The sequence below is a fragment of the Lelliottia nimipressuralis genome (genome assembly GCF_004402045.1).
GTDB lineage: Bacteria > Pseudomonadota > Gammaproteobacteria > Enterobacterales > Enterobacteriaceae > Enterobacter > Enterobacter chinensis.
The window spans coordinates 118,437-135,528 of the sequence record NZ_SOMG01000002.1; the positions used below are offsets into that span (position 1 = coordinate 118,437).

Annotated in this window: 13 protein-coding genes; 4 read left to right on the forward strand and 9 right to left on the reverse strand. The window is 56.2% G+C overall.

Features of this window, described 5'->3' with window-relative positions; all coding sequences use genetic code 11:
- Positions 1-84: 84 nt before the first annotated feature.
- The 3 genes from lysC (at position 85) to E3U32_RS01100 (ending at position 2,795) form a co-directional block, all read left to right on the forward strand.
- A complete protein-coding gene (gene lysC / locus E3U32_RS01090; protein WP_134347349.1) occupies positions 85-1,434 on the forward strand; it encodes a lysine-sensitive aspartokinase 3 in 1,350 nt (449 codons plus the stop codon).
- Between the two features lie 93 nt (positions 1,435-1,527).
- The gene (gene panS / locus E3U32_RS01095; RefSeq protein WP_134347350.1) at positions 1,528-2,472 is read left to right on the forward strand and encodes a ketopantoate/pantoate/pantothenate transporter PanS; all 945 of its coding nucleotides are present in this window, start codon (positions 1,528-1,530) and stop codon (positions 2,470-2,472) included.
- A 50-nt stretch (positions 2,473-2,522) separates the two neighbouring features.
- The gene (locus E3U32_RS01100) at positions 2,523-2,795 is read left to right on the forward strand and encodes a DUF3811 domain-containing protein (protein ID WP_059312969.1); all 273 of its coding nucleotides are present in this window, start codon (positions 2,523-2,525) and stop codon (positions 2,793-2,795) included.
- Here E3U32_RS01100 and rluF read toward each other — a convergent pair whose 3' ends face one another.
- The 5 genes from rluF to metH all read right to left on the reverse strand — a co-directional run bounded on the left by rluF (position 2,796) and on the right by metH (position 9,860).
- Entirely contained in the window at positions 2,796-3,668 is an 873-nt protein-coding gene (rluF, locus tag E3U32_RS01105; protein ID WP_134347351.1) for a 23S rRNA pseudouridine(2604) synthase RluF, read from the reverse strand.
- 54 nt (positions 3,669-3,722) lie between these two features.
- Positions 3,723-4,040 (reverse strand): CcdB family protein, encoded by a 318-nt coding sequence (locus E3U32_RS01110; protein WP_134347352.1) that lies wholly within the window; start codon positions 4,038-4,040, stop codon positions 3,723-3,725.
- Complete coding sequence (locus E3U32_RS01115) at positions 4,040-4,333, reverse strand: type II toxin-antitoxin system CcdA family antitoxin (RefSeq protein WP_134347353.1); 294 nt, start codon at positions 4,331-4,333, stop codon at positions 4,040-4,042. The genes E3U32_RS01110 and E3U32_RS01115 overlap by 1 nt, the downstream gene beginning before the upstream one ends.
- Before the next feature lie 95 nt (positions 4,334-4,428).
- The gene (locus E3U32_RS01120) at positions 4,429-6,060 is read right to left on the reverse strand and encodes a Na/Pi cotransporter family protein (protein ID WP_134347354.1); all 1,632 of its coding nucleotides are present in this window, start codon (positions 6,058-6,060) and stop codon (positions 4,429-4,431) included.
- Positions 6,061-6,176: 116 nt separating this feature from the next.
- On the reverse strand, positions 6,177-9,860 hold the full coding sequence (gene metH / locus E3U32_RS01125; protein ID WP_134347355.1) for a methionine synthase: 3,684 nt from the start codon (positions 9,858-9,860) through the stop codon (positions 6,177-6,179).
- A 193-nt stretch (positions 9,861-10,053) separates the two neighbouring features.
- Here metH and iclR point away from each other — a divergent pair, with 193 nt between their 5' ends.
- On the forward strand, positions 10,054-10,881 hold the full coding sequence (gene iclR, locus E3U32_RS01130; protein WP_134347356.1) for a glyoxylate bypass operon transcriptional repressor IclR: 828 nt from the start codon (positions 10,054-10,056) through the stop codon (positions 10,879-10,881).
- Between the two features lie 37 nt (positions 10,882-10,918).
- Here the strand turns inward: iclR and aceK are convergent, their stop codons facing one another.
- From aceK to metA, 4 genes are all read right to left on the reverse strand, one after another.
- Positions 10,919-12,655: a bifunctional isocitrate dehydrogenase kinase/phosphatase gene (aceK, locus tag E3U32_RS01135; protein WP_134347357.1), complete on the reverse strand. Its 1,737-nt coding sequence runs from the start codon at positions 12,653-12,655 to the stop codon at positions 10,919-10,921.
- 48 nt (positions 12,656-12,703) lie between these two features.
- Positions 12,704-14,008 (reverse strand): isocitrate lyase, encoded by a 1,305-nt coding sequence (aceA, locus tag E3U32_RS01140; RefSeq protein WP_134347358.1) that lies wholly within the window; start codon positions 14,006-14,008, stop codon positions 12,704-12,706.
- A 31-nt stretch (positions 14,009-14,039) separates the two neighbouring features.
- Positions 14,040-15,641: a malate synthase A gene (gene aceB / locus E3U32_RS01145; RefSeq protein ID WP_134347359.1), complete on the reverse strand. Its 1,602-nt coding sequence runs from the start codon at positions 15,639-15,641 to the stop codon at positions 14,040-14,042.
- Between the two features lie 270 nt (positions 15,642-15,911).
- A complete protein-coding gene (metA, locus tag E3U32_RS01150; protein WP_023334115.1) occupies positions 15,912-16,841 on the reverse strand; it encodes a homoserine O-acetyltransferase MetA in 930 nt (309 codons plus the stop codon).
- Positions 16,842-17,092: the final 251 nt, after the last annotated feature.

Sequence of the window (17,092 nt, forward strand, 5' to 3'; positions counted from 1 at the left end):
ATAGGGCCGTATTTTGCGCCTGCACCTGTTTTCATTTCATTCTTGTGCCATGGTCGCTTATTCATTCCCTGACACGAGGTTGTTATGACGAGTTTTGTGGTCGCCAAATTTGGCGGCACCAGTGTGGCAGATTACGCTGCCATGAACCGCAGCGCCGATGTAGTGCTGGCCGATCCGAATACCCGCCTGGTGGTGCTCTCTGCCTCTGCAGGCGTGACGAACCTGCTGGTTTCTCTGTCTGAAGGACTGGAAGCAACCGAACGTTTCGTTAAGCTGGACGCACTGCGCAAAATTCAGTTCGACATCCTGGAATGTCTGCAGAATCCGAATGTGATCCGCGAGGAAATAGAGCGTCTGCTGGAAAATATCACCACCCTGGCAGAAGCGGCCTCTCTGGCGAACTCTTCTGCCCTGACGGATGAACTGGTCAGCCACGGTGAGCTGATGTCTACCCTGCTGTTTGTTGAGATCCTGCGCGAACGTAATGTTCAGGCGCAGTGGTTTGACGTGCGTAAAGTGATGCGCACCAGCGATCGCTTTGGCCGTGCCGAACCGGACGTTGAGGCGCTGGCCGAGCTGACCAGTCAGCAGCTGGCACCGCGTCTGGAAGAGAGCATTGTGATCACCCAGGGCTTTATCGGGAGCGAAGCCAAAGGCCGCACCACGACGCTTGGCCGAGGTGGCAGCGACTACACCGCCGCCCTGCTGGGTGAAGCGCTGCACGCAACGCGCGTGGATATCTGGACTGACGTGCCGGGCATTTACACCACCGACCCTCGCGTGGTCTCTACGGCAAAACGTATTGATGTGATCGCGTTTGAAGAAGCGGCCGAGATGGCCACCTTCGGCGCGAAAGTGCTGCACCCGGCAACCCTGCTGCCCGCCGTGCGCAGCGATATTCCGGTCTTCGTCGGCTCCAGTAAAGAACCGAAAGCGGGCGGTACGATGGTGTGTAAGAGAACCGAAAGCCCGCCGCTGTTCCGTGCGCTGGCTCTGCGTCGCAAGCAGACGCTGGTCACGCTGCACAGCCATAACATGCTGCACTCCCGCGGCTTCCTGGCGGAAGTGTTCGGCATCCTTGCGCGCCACAACATCTCCGTAGACCTGATCACCACGTCAGAAGTGAGCATTGCCCTGACGCTGGATACGACCGGTTCAACATCGAAGGGCGATACCCTTCTGACCCAGTCACTGCTGATTGAGCTTTCTGAGCTGTGCCGCGTGGAAGTGGAAGAAGAGCTGGCGCTGGTGGCCATCATCGGTAATAAACTGTCTCGCGCCTGTGGCGTGGGCAAAGAAGTGTTCGGCGTACTCGACCCGTTCAGCATCCGTATGATTTGCTATGGCGCGTCCAGCTATAACCTCTGCTTCCTGGTGCCTGCCGATCAGGCCGAGCAGGTGGTGCAGAAACTTCATCAGAATTTGTTTGAATAAAATTCGTTAGCACGATAAACATTATCTACAAGCCGGGCACAGACCCGGCTTTTTCATAACTAAACAACACGACAATACTGCAAGGAACTCACTATGTTATCCGCTATCACCCGGCTGTTCCCGTTGTGGGCGCTGCTGCTCTCTGTACTCGCGTATTACACGCCCACCACGTTCACCGGCATCGGGCCATGGGTCACCACGCTGCTGATGCTGATCATGCTCGGCATGGGTGTACACCTGAAAATCGACGACTTTAAGCGCGTGCTGTCTCGCCCTGCGCCCGTCGCGGCAGGAATATTCCTCCACTACCTGGTGATGCCGCTTGCGGCGTGGCTATTGGCGATGGCCTTTAAGATGCCGCCCGACCTCTCCGCCGGGATGGTGCTGGTGGGTAGCGTGGCCAGCGGTACGGCGTCCAACGTGATGATCTACCTGGCGAAAGGCGATGTGGCGCTCTCGGTGACCATCTCTTCCGTTTCCACGCTGGTCGGCGTGATTGCGACCCCGCTATTAACGCGTCTGTATGTGGACGCACATATTCAGGTGGATGTGATGGGCATGCTGCTGAGCATTCTGCAAATCGTGGTGATCCCGATTGCGCTGGGCCTGGTCATTCACCATCTCTTCCCGCGCGTAGTGAAAGCGGTAGAGCCGTATCTGCCTGCGTTTTCGATGGTCTGTATTCTGGCCATCATCAGCGCCGTGGTGGCGGGTTCCGCGTCGCACATTGCTTCCGTGGGGTTTGTGGTAATCGTCGCGGTGGTGCTGCATAACACCATAGGCCTGCTGGGCGGCTACTGGGGCGGGAAGCTGTTTGGCTTTGACGAATCTACCTGCCGCACGCTGGCAATCGAGGTGGGCATGCAGAACTCCGGCCTGGCGGCGGCGCTCGGGAAAATCTACTTCTCACCGCTGGCGGCACTTCCGGGGGCCTTGTTCTCCGTCTGGCATAATCTGTCCGGTTCTCTGCTGGCGGGCTACTGGTCCGGCAAACCGATTGATGAACAAACGAAAAAAGATGCGGTGAAACAGGGTTAATTGGCGGTACTTGCTTTACACTGAAGCCTCTCTCTCAGGAGGCTTCAGCAATGGCTACACCACGATTGACCCAGAAAGACATGACGGAAGCCGAGCAGCGCGAACTTAAAACGCTTCTCGACCGCGCACGCATCGCACATGGCCGCACGCTGACGAACGCCGAAACCAATCAGGTTAAAAAAGAGTACATCGATAAACTGATGGCGCAGCGTGACGCCGAGGCGAAGAAAGCCCGCAAACTGAAAAAGCAGCAGGCTTATAAGCCGGATACTGAAACGACCTTTTCCTGGTCGGCCACTACCTCTACCCGTGGAAGGCGCTAACTAGCGCCCTTTCTTTTTGCGGCCAGGCTGGACAAAGCGCTTCCCGTTGGCCGGTTTGCCGCGTCCTTTCTCTTCCGCTTGCGGTGCCTTCACTACCGGACGCTTAATCGCCTGGGTTTTCGGTTTTGCTTTGGCCTTCGGCTTCGCTTCGGACGAGGAATTCTCGATTAACTTGAACAGCTCAATCAGCTCATCGCCGGTTAAGTCACGCCACTCGCCCAGCGGGATACCGGACAGGCTGACATTCATGATGCGCGTACGCTCGAGCTTTGTCACTTCGTAACCGAAGTGCTCGCACATGCGGCGGATCTGACGGTTTAAGCCCTGTACCAGGGTAATGCGGAACGCGAACGGCGCTTCTTTCTTGACCTTACACTTTTTCGTGACGGTACCGAGGATCGGCACACCGGCGCCCATGCCACGAATAAACTCGTCCGTGACCGGCTTATTCACCGTCACGATGTACTCTTTCTCGTGGTCGTTACCGGCACGCAGAATTTTATTGACCAGATCGCCGTGGTTGGTGAGGAAAATCAGCCCCTGAGAGTCTTTATCCAGTCGGCCTATCGGGAAGATACGGCTGCTGTGGTTCACGAAATCCACGATGTTATCCCGCTCGCCATCCTCGGTGGTGCTGACAATCCCAACCGGTTTGTTCAACGCGATAAACACCAGGTCTTCAGCATCGCGCGGTTCGATGAGCTGACCATTCACTTTAACCACGTCGCCAGGTACTACCTGATCGCCGATAGTGGCGCGTTTGCCGTTGAGGAACACGTTACCTTGTTCAATGTAACGGTCCGCCTCGCGACGTGAGCAGATCCCGCTCTCGCTAATGTATTTGTTTAATCGGGTTGATTGAGTTGGCAGCATAGTTTCTCCTGTGAAGGGCGAAATATACCTTACCTTGCGGCTGACAAAAAAGTGTTAGTAACCGTTGATCAAAAAATCGAGTGCATCCCGCAGTGAGGCCCGGTTTTGCGTAAGATCGGCGACGCGCTCACCCAACTCTTTTGGCGATATGCCTGCCATCATGTGCATCATGACCACGCAGGGCTTACCCGCTATCTCAACGACAGGGCATACTTTCGCAGGCGGCTGAATGTCTCCCAGGTGGCTAAGTTCAACTGCGGGGGCGACCAGGACATGCTTCATCACGTTGGCCACGGGATGCTGCAGATTGATTAGCCAGGGATAGGCAGTTTTCCCCTTACCTTCATTCTCATAAGCAAAATATTGCTCCATCAGAACGACCTCTGATAGTCACTAAAGGAGCCGTTTTCATCAACCCACTGGTTAATGGCCTCGATAGACGCTTTATTTTCTGCTAACCACTCTGCGCGCTGATGCACACGAAACTGCTCCTGCAGTGCAGCCGTGAGGACAGCGGAGAGATTAAGTTTAAGCCGCCGCGCCTCTTCAAGGATTTCTGGTGCTAACGACACATTGACTGATTTTTTGATGCCTTGAGTAGTGCGCATGAGAACCCCCATTGGAATGCGCATGAATTGGCGAAGTGTAGCGTAATAAATGAGCATTTTCTATTCCCTTCAAAATGTAAGGTCTGAAGAGTAAATGGCTCTTTATAAGGTGTCACGCCTCGCAAAACGGTTTTGCGAGGCGCTTTCAGAGATTAATACTCATCCCGCTCGTCATCTTCATCCGGCTGTTCCATCACACTGTACGCCACCGCGCAGAACAACGAATTGAGACGTTTCATATCGCCCAGCAGCCCCAGGTGTAGCGAACTGGTTTCAATACTCTGCACGTTCTGCTGGTGTAAACGCTCAACGTGGGCGTGCGAGTAGCGGCGGTTCAGAATGCGGAAACGATGCTTGTTACGGCGCAAGCGGCGCGCGCTCGGCACGTCGCTGGAAAAGAAGACCGACATGGCCAGCTTCAGGTTGCTCACCAGCTGTTCTTGCAGCGCCTCCAGCTCCTTCAGGCCTTCACCTGAGAACGCCCGACGCGCGGCCAACGATTTATCGGCGATCTCGCTGCCCATCCGTTCAACGATATCCGAGGCCTGTTCCAGGTTAAGCGACATCTCAATAATTTCGGCCCAGCGGCGTGACTCCTCCTCCGCCAGCTCATCCTGCGGAATGCGCGCCAGATAGAGCTTGATGGCGGTATAAAGCACGTTGATATCGTCCGCCAGTCTGCGCAGATCTTTTTCTTCTCGCGGCTCGCCGTGCATCACCTTTTGCAGGCCTTCAAGCATGGTTTCCATGGCGTCGCCCATGCGCAGCGTCTCGCGAGCGGCATTCGCCAGCGCCAGGGCCGGGGTATCCAGCGCGGAGGTGTCCAGGTGCTTGGGTTTCAGGCGCGCATCCAGCTCCGGTTCATCCTGGATAAGGCGTTCGCAGAAGCGGGCCATCGGCTCAGCAAAAGGGACCATCGCCAGGCAGCGCACCAGGTTATAGAAAACGTGGAAATAGATCACCAGCTCCGCCTTCGGCAGCGGGAGGTTATCCATCAGGTTCGCCAGCGGATGAATAAAGGGCAGGATAATCAGGCTGCCCACCAGCTTAAACAGCAGGCTGCCGAGGGCCACGCGGCGGGCAGCAGCGTTAGCGGCGCTGTTATTGAGCATCGCCAGCAGGCCAGACCCGAGGTTAGCCCCAATCACCAGACATAGCGCGACCGGGAAGGAGATCGCTCCGGCGGCGGTTAAGGTCGCCGTCAGCAGCACCGCAGCCAGACTGGAGTAGCTGACGATGGCAAACACCGCGCCGATCAGCGCGTCCAGCATGATGTCACCGGTGAGGGAGGCGAAGATGACCTGAACACCGTTGGCCTCGGTGATAGGGGTGACCGCCTGCACAATCAGCTCCAGCGCCAGCAGGATCAGCCCGAGGCCAATCCCCACGCGACCAAGCTGTCCGGCCCGCGTCTGTTTGCGGCCGAGGAAAAAGATCACGCCGAGAAAAATCAGCAGTGGCGACAGCCACGAGAGATCGAACGTCAGGATACGCGCCATCAGCGCGGTACCCACATCCGCCCCCAGCACAATAACCAGCGCCGGGGCCAGCGCCACCAGATCCTGCGCCACAAAAGAGGTGACCAGCAGGGTTGTGGCGTTACTGCTCTGAACCAGTGCCGTCACGCCAATGCCCGCGCAGAAGGCGAGCGGCTTCTTCTCGACGCTACTGCTGAGAACGGTACGTAAACGGGCACCAAAGACGCGCATCACGCCGGTACGGACGATATGGGTCCCCCAGACAAGCAGTGCGACTGCAGAGAGCAGATGTAACAGGGTCAGCACGGAAGGTTTTCCTCCTTATCGTTATTCGTTTTCCTTAGGTTCAGTATAAGGGTTTAAACGTAAGAAAGAGACAGGGCGCCCAATGAGCGCCCTGTTTGTTGTAAGGAAAAGTGACGTTAGTCGGCGTCGTAGCCCAGATTTGGCGCTAACCAGCGTTCAACTTCAGATACGCTCATCCCTTTACGCAGGGCATAATCTTCGATCTGATCGCGCTGCAGCTGCGCGACGGCGAAGTATTTGCTGTCCGGATGGCTGTAGTACCAGCCGGAAACGGACGCGCCCGGCCACATAGCGAACGACTCGGTGAGCTTCATACCGGTATGCGCCTCTACGTCCAGTAATTTCCATATGGTGCCCTTTTCAGTGTGTTCCGGACAGGCCGGGTAACCCGGTGCCGGACGAATGCCCTGGTAGTTCTCGCGGATCAGCTCCTCGTTGCTGAGGTTTTCATTGGCCGCGTAGCCCCAGTGCACCTTACGCACGCGCTCATGCAGGTACTCGGCGAAGGCTTCCGCCAGGCGGTCGGCAATCGCTTTTACCATGATTTTATTGTAATCGTCGTGCTGTGCTTCGAACGCCTCCGCCAGGGCATCTTCTTCCAGACCACCGGTCACGGCAAAGGCGCCGATGTAATCCGCTTTCCCGGAAAGCTTCGGTGCCACGAAATCGGCCAGGCAGTAGTTGGCAAAGCCCACTTTTTCGGTTTGCTGGCGCAGATGGCGGCTGACCGCCAGCACGTGGGTGCGGGTTTCATCACGATAAATTTCGATGTCATCACCCACGCGGTTCGCCGGGAAGAGCCCGACCACGCCGCGTGGATTAAGGGTTTGTTCCGCACTCAGCTTATCCAGCATATCGTTGGCGTCTTTAAACAGGCGCTTCGCCTCTTCACCTACAACCTCATCCTCCAGGATACGCGGATATTTGCCCGCCAGCGACCAGGTCATAAAGAACGGCGTCCAGTCGATGTAGTTGCGCAGCGTTTCGATGCTGGCGGTCACCTCCTGCACGCCCAGACGATGCGCGACCGGGGGCGTATAGCTCGACCAGTCAAAGGCCAGATCGTTATCGCGCGCCGCCTGCAACGTGACGGGCGGCGTGCGCGGTTTCTTGCGCCCGTGCTGGATGCGAACGGTTTCGTACTCTTTGCGGGTGCGCGCCACAAAATCATCACGCTGGGTGTCGGAGAGCAGCGCGGACACCACGCCGACAGTGCGTGAGGCGTTCTGCACGTAAACCGTCGGGCCGCTGTAGTTCTGTTCGATTTTCACCGCCGTGTGCGCTTTCGAAGTGGTCGCCCCGCCAATCAGCAGTGGAATGGTGAAGCCCTGACGCTCCATCTCTTTTGCCACGTTGACCATCTCGTCCAGCGACGGGGTAATCAACCCCGAAAGACCGATCAGATCGGCATTCACTTCGCGCGCGGTCTTGAGAATTTTATCTGCGGGCACCATCACGCCAAGGTCGATAATCTCGTAGTTATTACACTGCAGCACTACGCCGACGATGTTTTTGCCGATGTCGTGGACATCCCCCTTCACGGTCGCGATCACCATTTTACCGTTAGTGGAGCCTTTCTCTTTGCTGGCTTCAATATATGGCTCAAGGTAGGCCACCGCCTGCTTCATGACGCGTGCAGATTTTACGACCTGTGGCAGGAACATTTTGCCCTCACCGAACAGATCGCCGACCACGTTCATGCCATCCATCAGCGGGCCTTCAATCACTTCGATGGGGCGCGCGGCCTGCTGGCGAGCCTCTTCGGTATCGAGTTCAATAAATTCGGTAATGCCTTTGACCAGCGAATATTCCAGACGCTTTTTCACGTCCCAGGAACGCCACTCGGCCTGCTGAACGTTTACCGCCTCATCCGATTTGCTGCCACGGTATTTTTCTGCCAGATCCAGCAACCGCTCGGTGGCATCGTCGCGGCGGTTAAGGATCACGTCTTCTACCGCTTCGCGAAGCTCCGCAGGCAGATCGTCGTAAATCGCCAGCTGGCCGGCGTTAACGATCCCCATGTCCATCCCGTTGCGGATGGCGTAGTAGAGGAACACGGCGTGGATCGCTTCACGCACCGGGTCGTTGCCGCGGAACGAGAACGAGACGTTCGACACGCCACCGGAGATCAGCGCATGCGGTAGCTCGCGTTTAATGTCTTCACACGCGCCGATAAAGTCCTGCGCGTAGTTATTGTGCTCTTCAATACCTGTCGCGACGGCGAAGATGTTCGGGTCAAAGATAATATCTTCCGGCGGGAAGCCCACCTCTTCAGTCAGTATTTTGTACGCGCGGCGGCAAATCTCAATTTTGCGCTCGCGGGTGTCGGCCTGGCCCACTTCGTCAAAGGCCATCACCACCACGGCAGCACCGTAGCGGCGCACCATCTTCGCGTGGTGGATAAAGATATCCACGCCCTCTTTCATCGAGATGGAGTTGACGATGCCTTTGCCCTGAATGCACTTCAGCCCTTTCTCGATGACCTCCCATTTGGAGGAGTCAATCATGATCGGCACGCGGGCGATGTCCGGCTCACCGGCAATCAGGTTGAGGAAGCGCACCATCGCCGCTTCGGCGTCGAGCATCCCCTCATCCATGTTGATATCAATAATCTGCGCGCCGCTTTCCACCTGCTGGCGGGCGACGTCCAGCGCTTCGCTGTACTTCTCTTCTTTGATCAGTCGCTTGAATTTTGCGGAACCCGTAACGTTGGTACGTTCACCGACGTTCACAAACAGGCTGTCGTCGTCGATGGTCAACGGCTCAAGGCCGGCAAGACGGCAGGCAACGGGAAGCTCAGGCAGCTTGCGCGGCGGCAGACCCGCCACCGCATTGCTCATGGCGGCGATGTGCTCCGGCGTGGTACCGCAGCAGCCGCCGACAATATTCAGGAAGCCAGACTCAGCCCACTCGCGGATTTGCGCCGCCATGGTGTCTGCATCCAGATCGTACTCACCAAACGCGTTCGGCAGACCGGCGTTCGGGTGCGCCGTGACGTAGCACTCCGCGATGCGCGACAGCTCCTGCACGTACTGGCGCAGTTCGTCCGGTCCCAGCGCGCAGTTCAGGCCGAAGGAGAGCGCCTCCGCGTGGCGCAGAGAGTTGTAAAACGCTTCAGTTGTCTGGCCGGACAGGGTACGGCCAGAGGCGTCGGTGATGGTGCCGGAAATCATGATCGGCAGGTCAACGCCCAGCGCCTCGAACTCCTCTTTCACCGCGTAAATCGCGGCTTTGGCGTTGAGGGTATCGAATACCGTTTCAATCAGGATCAGATCGGAACCGCCTTCCACCAGCGCTCTGGTCGATTCCCGGTAGGCCGCGACCAGCTGGTCAAAGGTGATATTACGAAACGCCGGGTCGTTGACATCCGGTGAAATCGACGCGGTGCGGTTGGTGGGGCCAAGTACCCCGGCCACATAGCGCGGTTTTTCCGGCGTGCGGGCCGTCCACTCGTCTGCGCAGGCGCGCGCCAGCTTCGCGGCTTCATAGTTGATTTCCGCCGACAGGGATTCCATCTGGTAATCCGCCATGGCGATGGTTGTCGAGTTAAAGGTGTTGGTTTCAACGATATCCGCACCCGCTTCGAAGTACGCGTTGTGGATATCCTTAATCACGGACGGCTTGCTGAGCACCAGCAGGTCGTTGTTCCCTTTCAGGTCGCATGGCCAGTCAGCGAAGCGTTCGCCGCGGAAATCGTCTTCGCTCAGACGATAGCCCTGGATCATGGTGCCCATGCCGCCGTCCAGCACCAGAATTCGTTCATTTAACTGCGCACGCAGTTGCTCTACTTTGCTGCTCACACTTGCTCCCGACAACGCTCAACATGGCCAAAAGGCTGCGTTCCATACTGGCACAATCTCGCAGGGTGGAAAAGCCACTCAGGGGTAACATGAGACATGTTCACCATCACTCCTCCGATCAGTCAGGATAACGGTTGCAAATTCACCAAATAAAACGAAAATGATTTCCACGATACAGAAAAAGGAGATCGTCATGGTCGCGACCGTTCCCGCTAAACGCGGCAGAAAACCTGCTGCCACCACCTCCGCACAACAGGGCGGACAGGTTCAATCGCTCACGCGCGGTCTGAAGCTGCTGGAGTGGATAGCCGAGTCGCACAGCAGCGTGGCCCTGACGGAGCTGGCGCAGCAGGCTGGCCTGCCGAACTCCACGACGCATCGGCTGCTGACCACTATGCAGCAGCTGGGCTTTGTCCGTCAGGTAGGCGAGCTGGGGCACTGGGCGGTAGGCGCGCATGCGTTTATCGTCGGCAGCAGCTTCCTGCAGAGTCGCAACCTGCTGGCGATAGTGCACCCGATTCTGCGCAAGCTGATGGAAGAGTCCGGCGAGACGGTGAACCTGGCAGTCCTCGACCAGAGCGATCATCAGGCGATTATCATCGACCAGGTGCAGTGCACGCAGCTGATGCGCATGTCCGCGCCGATTGGCGGCAAGCTGCCGATGCACGCCTCCGGGGCGGGGAAAGCGTTTCTCTCGCAGCTGAGCGAGGAGCAGGTGACGGGGCTGCTGCACCGTAAAGGTCTGCATGCCTATACCCACGCCACGCTGGTGTCGCCGGTGCATCTGAAAGAAGATTTGGCTTTGACCCGCAAGCGCGGCTATTCGTTTGATGATGAGGAACATGCGCTGGGGCTGCGCTGCCTGGCGGCCTGTATTTTTGACGAGCACCGCGAGCCGTTTGCCGCGATCTCCATCTCAGGGCCGATTTCGCGTATGACCGACGACCGCGTGACCGAGCTGGGTGCGCTGGTGATTAAGGCGGCGAAAGAGGTGACGCTGGCGTACGGTGGGATTCGTTAAGCATGCTTTGCCGGGTGGCGGCTTCGCCTTACCCGGCCTACATGATGCCCTCTGAAAATCTGATGCTAAACCGCTGCTTGCGGCGGTAAGCGTACACATCTTCGACATGCCCATTTTTGATCCGCGTTTGCAGTCCACGCCAGTAGCTGGCGCGGAACAGATCCTCATGCATCTCTTCGAATAGCGGCCCGATGCGCGGGTCGGCGCACAGCCAGTGGCGAAACTCCTCCGGAAACACATCGCCCGGCGAGACGCTGTACCACGGCTCACCGGAAAGCTCATCTTCCGGGTAGCGGGGTGGCGGGATATCGCGGAAATTCACCTCGGTCATGTAGCAAATTTCATCGTAATCGTAGAACACCACTCGCCCGTGGCGGGTGACGCCGAAGTTTTTATACAGCATATCGCCCGGAAAAATATTGGCGGCGGCAAGCTGTCGAATCGCGTTGCCGTACTCTTCAATGGCATCCCGCAGCGCCTGACCTTCGGACTGTTCCAGCCAGATATTCAGCGGCACCATACGGCGTTCAATGTAGAGATGGCTTATCACGATTTTGTCACCAAGATCGGTGATTTTTCCGGGTGCTTCCTGCAGTAAAAGCGTCATGAGCGCCGGGTCGATCTGCTGCTTATCCAGCACAAAGTTTTCGAATTCCTGGGTATCCGCCATGCGCCCGACGCGATCGTGCTCTTTGACCAGCTGGTAGCAGGCGCGAACATGGGCAGCGGTCATCTCTTTCTGCGGCGCGAATCTGTCTTTAATCACCTTAAATACCCGGTCGAAACCCGGAAGCGTAAACACCAGCATCACCATGCCGCGAATGCCGGGTGCTTCGATGAACTGTTCATCAGCGGTGGTGACATAGCGCAGGTACTCCCGGTAGCTTTCCGTTTTGGCGTGCTTCTGGCAGCCAATGGCCATATACAGCTCGGCGGTGGTTTTGCCCGGCAGGATCTCGCGCAGCCACTCCACCAGAGCGGCAGGCAGCGGGGCGTAAACCATGAAATAAGAGCGGGCGAAGCCAAATACGATGCTGGCCTCGGCGCTGGTGGTCAGGCAGGTATCGACAAAAAGTTCCCCGTCGTCGGTACGGTGAATGGGCAGCAGAAACGGCACAATGGCGGTCGGCGTAACCAGTTTGCCCACCAGCCATGCGGCTTTATTGCGGTAAAAAAGCTCATTGGCAACCTGCAAATGGCTGTGGCTGAGCACCTCCGCACCGAAGGTTTCGTTGAGATGTGCGTGGATATAACCGATATCCCGGGTTTTATTCTCCCAGGGCAAGCGCAGCGGCAAATCCGTTAAGACGCGGTGCAGGAGCTTTTCCCACCCGCGCTCGGGAAAGAAATCTTTCGCCAGCGGACGAGGAATGGTTCGAAAGCGTCGCTCGGGCTGAGAGCTGAAGATAAATAACCGCTCAGGAGATAATGAGCGGTGGTCAAATAACCGGCAATAGACGGAGTTAAAAAAGCTCTCCGCAATCTCGAAGCGCGGGTAGTCGGGTAACAAATGGGTGTAATGCTCTTTGACGCGCAGTAAAAATTCCGCATCCGGACTTTTACCATCGGTAATACAACGCAACTGCTCCACCACCAGACCCACATGGTGGTCATAGAGATGGATACGCTGCTTCATGGCCTGCTGAACCGCATGCCAGTCAGCATGTTCGAAGCGCTGCTGCGCGCCGGAGGTCACTTCAAGAAAACGACCATACTGGGCATCGAAGCCCTGCAAAATAGTTTGGGCAATCAGTAATTCCAGGCCACGCGACATATATTCCCCTTACCCAACCCTCTCCCCAGAGGGGAGAGGGGGAAAAGATTAGAACTGTGCTTCTTCCGTTGAACCCGTTAAGGCGGTGACGGATGAGGTGCCACCCTGAATGATGGTCGTCACGTTATCGAAGTAGCCCGTTCCCACCTCCTGCTGGTGAGAGACGAAGGTATAGCCATCTTTACCGGCGGCAAATTCTGGCTGCTGAACCTTCTCAACATAGTGCTTCATGCCCTCACCTTGCGCATAGGCATGTGCCAGGTCGAACATGTTGAACCACATGCTGTGGATCCCTGCCAGGGTAATGAACTGGTATTTGTAGCCCATGTCGGACAGCTGCTGCTGGAAGCTGGCGATGGTTTTGTCATCCAGCTTTTTCTGCCAGTTGAAGGACGGCGAGCAGTTATAGGCCAGCAGTTTGCCTGGGTACTTCGCGTGAATAGCATCAGCAAAGCGTTTTGCCAGCGCCAGATCCGGCGTGGAGGTTTCACACCAGACCAGGTCCGCGTACGGCGCATACGCCAGGCCACGGCTGATCGCCTGTTCAATGCCTGCATGGGTACGGTAGAAGCCTTCACTGGTACGCTCACCGGTGATGAACTCGCTGTCGTACGGGTCGCAGTCAGAGGTGATCAGATCCGCCGCATCCGCATCGGTACGGGCAATGACCAGCGTCGGCACGCCGAGCACGTCAGCAGCCAGACGCGCCGCCACCAGCTTCTGAATCGCTTCCTGAGTCGGGACGAGAACTTTCCCGCCCATGTGTCCGCACTTCTTCACAGACGCCAGCTGATCTTCGAAGTGAACGGCCGCTGCACCGGCCTCAATCATCGATTTCATCAGTTCGAAGGCGTTCAGCACGCCACCAAAGCCCGCTTCTGCATCCGCGACGATCGGCAGGAAGTAGTCAATAAAGCGCGGATCGTTTGGTTCGATACCTGCGGCCCACTGGATCTGATCCGCACGGCGGAAGGTGTTGTTGATCCGATCCACGACCGACGGCACGGAGTTAGCCGGATAGAGCGACTGATCCGGGTACATGCTGGAGGCCAGGTTGGCGTCCGCCGCAACCTGCCAGCCGGAGAGATAAATAGCCTCAATACCGGCCTTCGCCTGCTGCAGTGCCTGACCGCCGGTCAGCGCGCCGAGGCTGTTGATATAGCCCTTTTTAGAGCCACCGTGCAGCAGCTTCCACATTTTCGCCGCACCGTTCTGTGCCAGCGTGCATTCCGGATTGATCGAGCCGCGTAATTTCACCACTTCCTCCGCGCTGTATGGACGGCGGATGCCCTCCCAGCGAGATTGTGTCCACTCTTTTTTTAAGTCTTCGATTTGTTGGGTACGGGTTTTCATGTGCAGATGCTCCATATTGTTATGTGGTGAGTTACGCCAGGAAGCGGTAGCCCGGCAGGGTCAGGAAGTCGATTAGGTCATCTGATGTGGTGATTTGCTCCATCAGGCGCGCGGCGTCGTCAAAACGTCCGCTGCTGAAGCGGTGTTCGCCCAGCTCGTCCTGGATCACCCGCATCTCTTCAGCCAGCATCTGGCGGAACAGGGATTTGGTCACCGGCTTGCCGTTGCTGAGCGTTTTTTGATGGTGAATCCACTGCCAGATCGAGGTGCGTGAGATCTCCGCCGTCGCGGCATCTTCCATCAGGCCGTAGATCGGTACACAGCCGTTACCGGAGATCCACGCTTCGATGTACTGCACGGCAACGCGAATATTGGCGCGCATGCCCTCTTCGGTACGTTCACCCACACACGGTGCCAGCAGCTGTTCTTCAGCCGTCGGGGCATCGTCTTCGCGCGTGACGAACAGCTGGTTTTTGTTGTCACCGAGTACGCGGTTAAAGACTTCCATTGCCGTATCCGCCAGACCCGGGTGCGCGATCCACGTCCCGTCATGGCCGTTACGCGCTTCAAGCTCCTTATCGGCTTTCACCTTGTTGAGCACCTGGTTGTTACGCTCTGCGTCTTTGCTCGGGATAAAGGCCGCCATGCCGCCCATCGCAAAGGCACCGCGCTTGTGGCAGGTTTTGATCAGCAGACGCGAGTAGGCGCTCAGGAACGGTTTATCCATAGTCACAACCTGACGATCGGGCAGCACGCGATCGGGATAATTTTTCAGGGTTTTGATGTAGCTGAAAATATAGTCCCAGCGCCCACAGTTCAGGCCGACGATGTGGTCGCGCAGGGCATGCAGAATTTCGTTCATCTGGAACACGGCGGGCAGCGTTTCAATCAGCAGCGTGGCTTTGATGGTGCCGCGCGGCAGGTTGAAACGATCTTCCGCGTAGCTGAACACCTCACTCCACCAGGCCGCTTCCTGCCAGGATTGGGTCTTCGGCAGATAGAAATAAGGGCCGCTGCCTTTAGCCAGCAGGTTTTTATGGTTGTGGAAGAAATAGAGCGCAAAATCAAACAGGCTGCCCGGAATGGCTTCCCCACGCCAGGTGACATGTTTTTCGGGCAGATGCAGCCCGCGTACGCGGCAGATCAGCACAGCCGGATTCGGTTTGAGTTGATAAATTTTACCGGCTTCGTTGGTATAGCTGATGGTGCCGTTCACGGCGTCGCGCAGGTTGATCTGCCCGTCGATAACTTTGTTCCAGTCTGGTGCCAGTGAGTCCTCAAAATCGGCCATAAAGACTTTAACGTTGGCGTTCATGGCGTTGATCACCATTTTGCGCTCTACCGGACCGGTGATCTCAACGCGACGATCCTGTAAATCTTCAGGGATGCCGCGGATTTTCCATTCACCACGACGAATGGAAGCGGTTTCCGAAATGAAGCCAGGCAACTTGCCATCGTCAATTTCTTGCTGCTGATGAATGCGTGCCGCCAGCAGCTTATTACGCTGTGGTGTAAAGCGAGTCACCAGCTCAGTCAGAAATTCTACCGCTTCCGCCGTCAAAACTTGCTGTTCTTGCTCGCCGTACGGCTTGGTAAAGGCCAGTTCATCGACCGTCGTTGCCTGTTGAGTCATTACTCTGCTCCTCATCAAAGATCCAAAATCACGCTCCCGATGCGAACGAAAGATCGTTGGGTAGTTTTCGCTCAGCAGAATTAAGACTATCTATATTTTTTCTAAAATCAAAAACAATTTCCATTTTAATTATTAAATGAAATCAACTTATTGATTTTTATGATGTTAAAGTTAGGTTGAATGATGAGTGGTATTTCGGAAATAAAAAAGGCACCCGAAGGTGCCTGATCTGAATAGCTGAAACGCTTTAGGATCGTTTAATGCAGAAGATTACTCCAGCGTCGGATTCATGTGACGCAGATCGTATGGCGTTATCTGGTAGACGTAATAGTTGAGCCAGTTAGTAAAAAGCAAATTCCCGTGGCTGCGCCAGGTCGCTCTCGGTTTGTTTTGTGGATCGTTTTTCGGGAAATAGTTGTACGGCACATCGGGATTGAGACCCGCTTCGACATCACGGAAATACTCTGACGCGAGGGTATGCGGATCGTATTCAGGATGTCCGGTCACAAAGGCAATGCGTTTATCCTTGCTGGCAAACAGATAAGCATCTCCATCCTCTGTTTCGGCCAGGATCTCCAGATCGGTGTAATCGCGGATCAGCTGTGCCGGGAAATCGGCATAGCGTGAATGCGGAGCCAGGAAAGAATCATCAAACCCGCGCGTCAGCAGAGCATGTGGATGGAGAATATGGTGTTCGTATACGCCGGAGAGCTTTTCAGTGCGGGTTTGCTTGGGGATGCCATAAAGAATATTCAGTGCGGCTTGTACCGCCCAACAGACAAACAATGTGGACGTGACGTGATCTTTTGCCCACTCCAGCACCTGTTTGATCTGCGGCCAGTAGGCGACATCGTTGAATTCAACCAGACCCAGCGGGGCGCCGGTCACAATCAGTCCATCGAAGTTTTCACCCTGAATGTCATCGAAGTTGCAGTAGAAATTGTTCAGATGCTCAGAAGGCGTATTACGTGACTCACGGGCATCGATCCGCAGCAGCTGAATATCGACCTGCAGCGGGGAGTTCGAAAGTAAACGCAGGAACTGGTTCTCTGTTTCGATCTTTTTCGGCATCAAATTGAGAATAAGAACCTTCAGCGGGCGAATTTCCTGGCCTGTTGCACGTGAAGCCGTCATGACGAAGACGTTTTCTTCACGTAAGAAATTGACGGCTGGTAGCTCGTCCTGCACCCGAATCGGCATAACCTTACTTCCTCACAGTATACGTATAAACGTTTAGACATCCAGACAGCTAACGATACCGAGAAACGATCGGAATGTCGAGTCTGCAAGTCGAAGGTGAGAAAGTTTCAGGGAGAGGGGGAGGAGAAAAACAAAAGCAAAAAACCCCGCACCTTACGGTACGGGGTTCTTCTAATTGATGCCTGGCAGTTCCCTACTCTCACATGGGGAGACCCCACACTACCATCGGCGCTACGGCGTTTCACTTCTGA

What these genes read in the sequence shown, in the direction of transcription:
- panS (WP_134347350.1), top strand. Translation starts at nt 1,528, where the DNA reads ATGTTATCCGCTATCACCCGGCTGTTCCCGTTGTGGGCGCTGCTGCTC.
- rluF (WP_134347351.1), bottom strand. Translation starts at nt 3,668, where the DNA reads ATGCTGCCAACTCAATCAACCCGATTAAACAAATACATTAGCGAGAGC.
- E3U32_RS01100 (WP_059312969.1), top strand. Translation starts at nt 2,523, where the DNA reads ATGGCTACACCACGATTGACCCAGAAAGACATGACGGAAGCCGAGCAG.
- E3U32_RS01115 (WP_134347353.1), bottom strand. Translation starts at nt 4,333, where the DNA reads ATGCTCATTTATTACGCTACACTTCGCCAATTCATGCGCATTCCAATG.
- iclR (WP_134347356.1), top strand. Translation starts at nt 10,054, where the DNA reads ATGGTCGCGACCGTTCCCGCTAAACGCGGCAGAAAACCTGCTGCCACC.
- aceA (WP_134347358.1), bottom strand. Translation starts at nt 14,008, where the DNA reads ATGAAAACCCGTACCCAACAAATCGAAGACTTAAAAAAAGAGTGGACA.
- metA (WP_023334115.1), bottom strand. Translation starts at nt 16,841, where the DNA reads ATGCCGATTCGGGTGCAGGACGAGCTACCAGCCGTCAATTTCTTACGT.
- aceB (WP_134347359.1), bottom strand. Translation starts at nt 15,641, where the DNA reads ATGACTCAACAGGCAACGACGGTCGATGAACTGGCCTTTACCAAGCCG.
- E3U32_RS01110 (WP_134347352.1), bottom strand. Translation starts at nt 4,040, where the DNA reads ATGGAGCAATATTTTGCTTATGAGAATGAAGGTAAGGGGAAAACTGCC.
- lysC (WP_134347349.1), top strand. Translation starts at nt 85, where the DNA reads ATGACGAGTTTTGTGGTCGCCAAATTTGGCGGCACCAGTGTGGCAGAT.
- aceK (WP_134347357.1), bottom strand. Translation starts at nt 12,655, where the DNA reads ATGTCGCGTGGCCTGGAATTACTGATTGCCCAAACTATTTTGCAGGGC.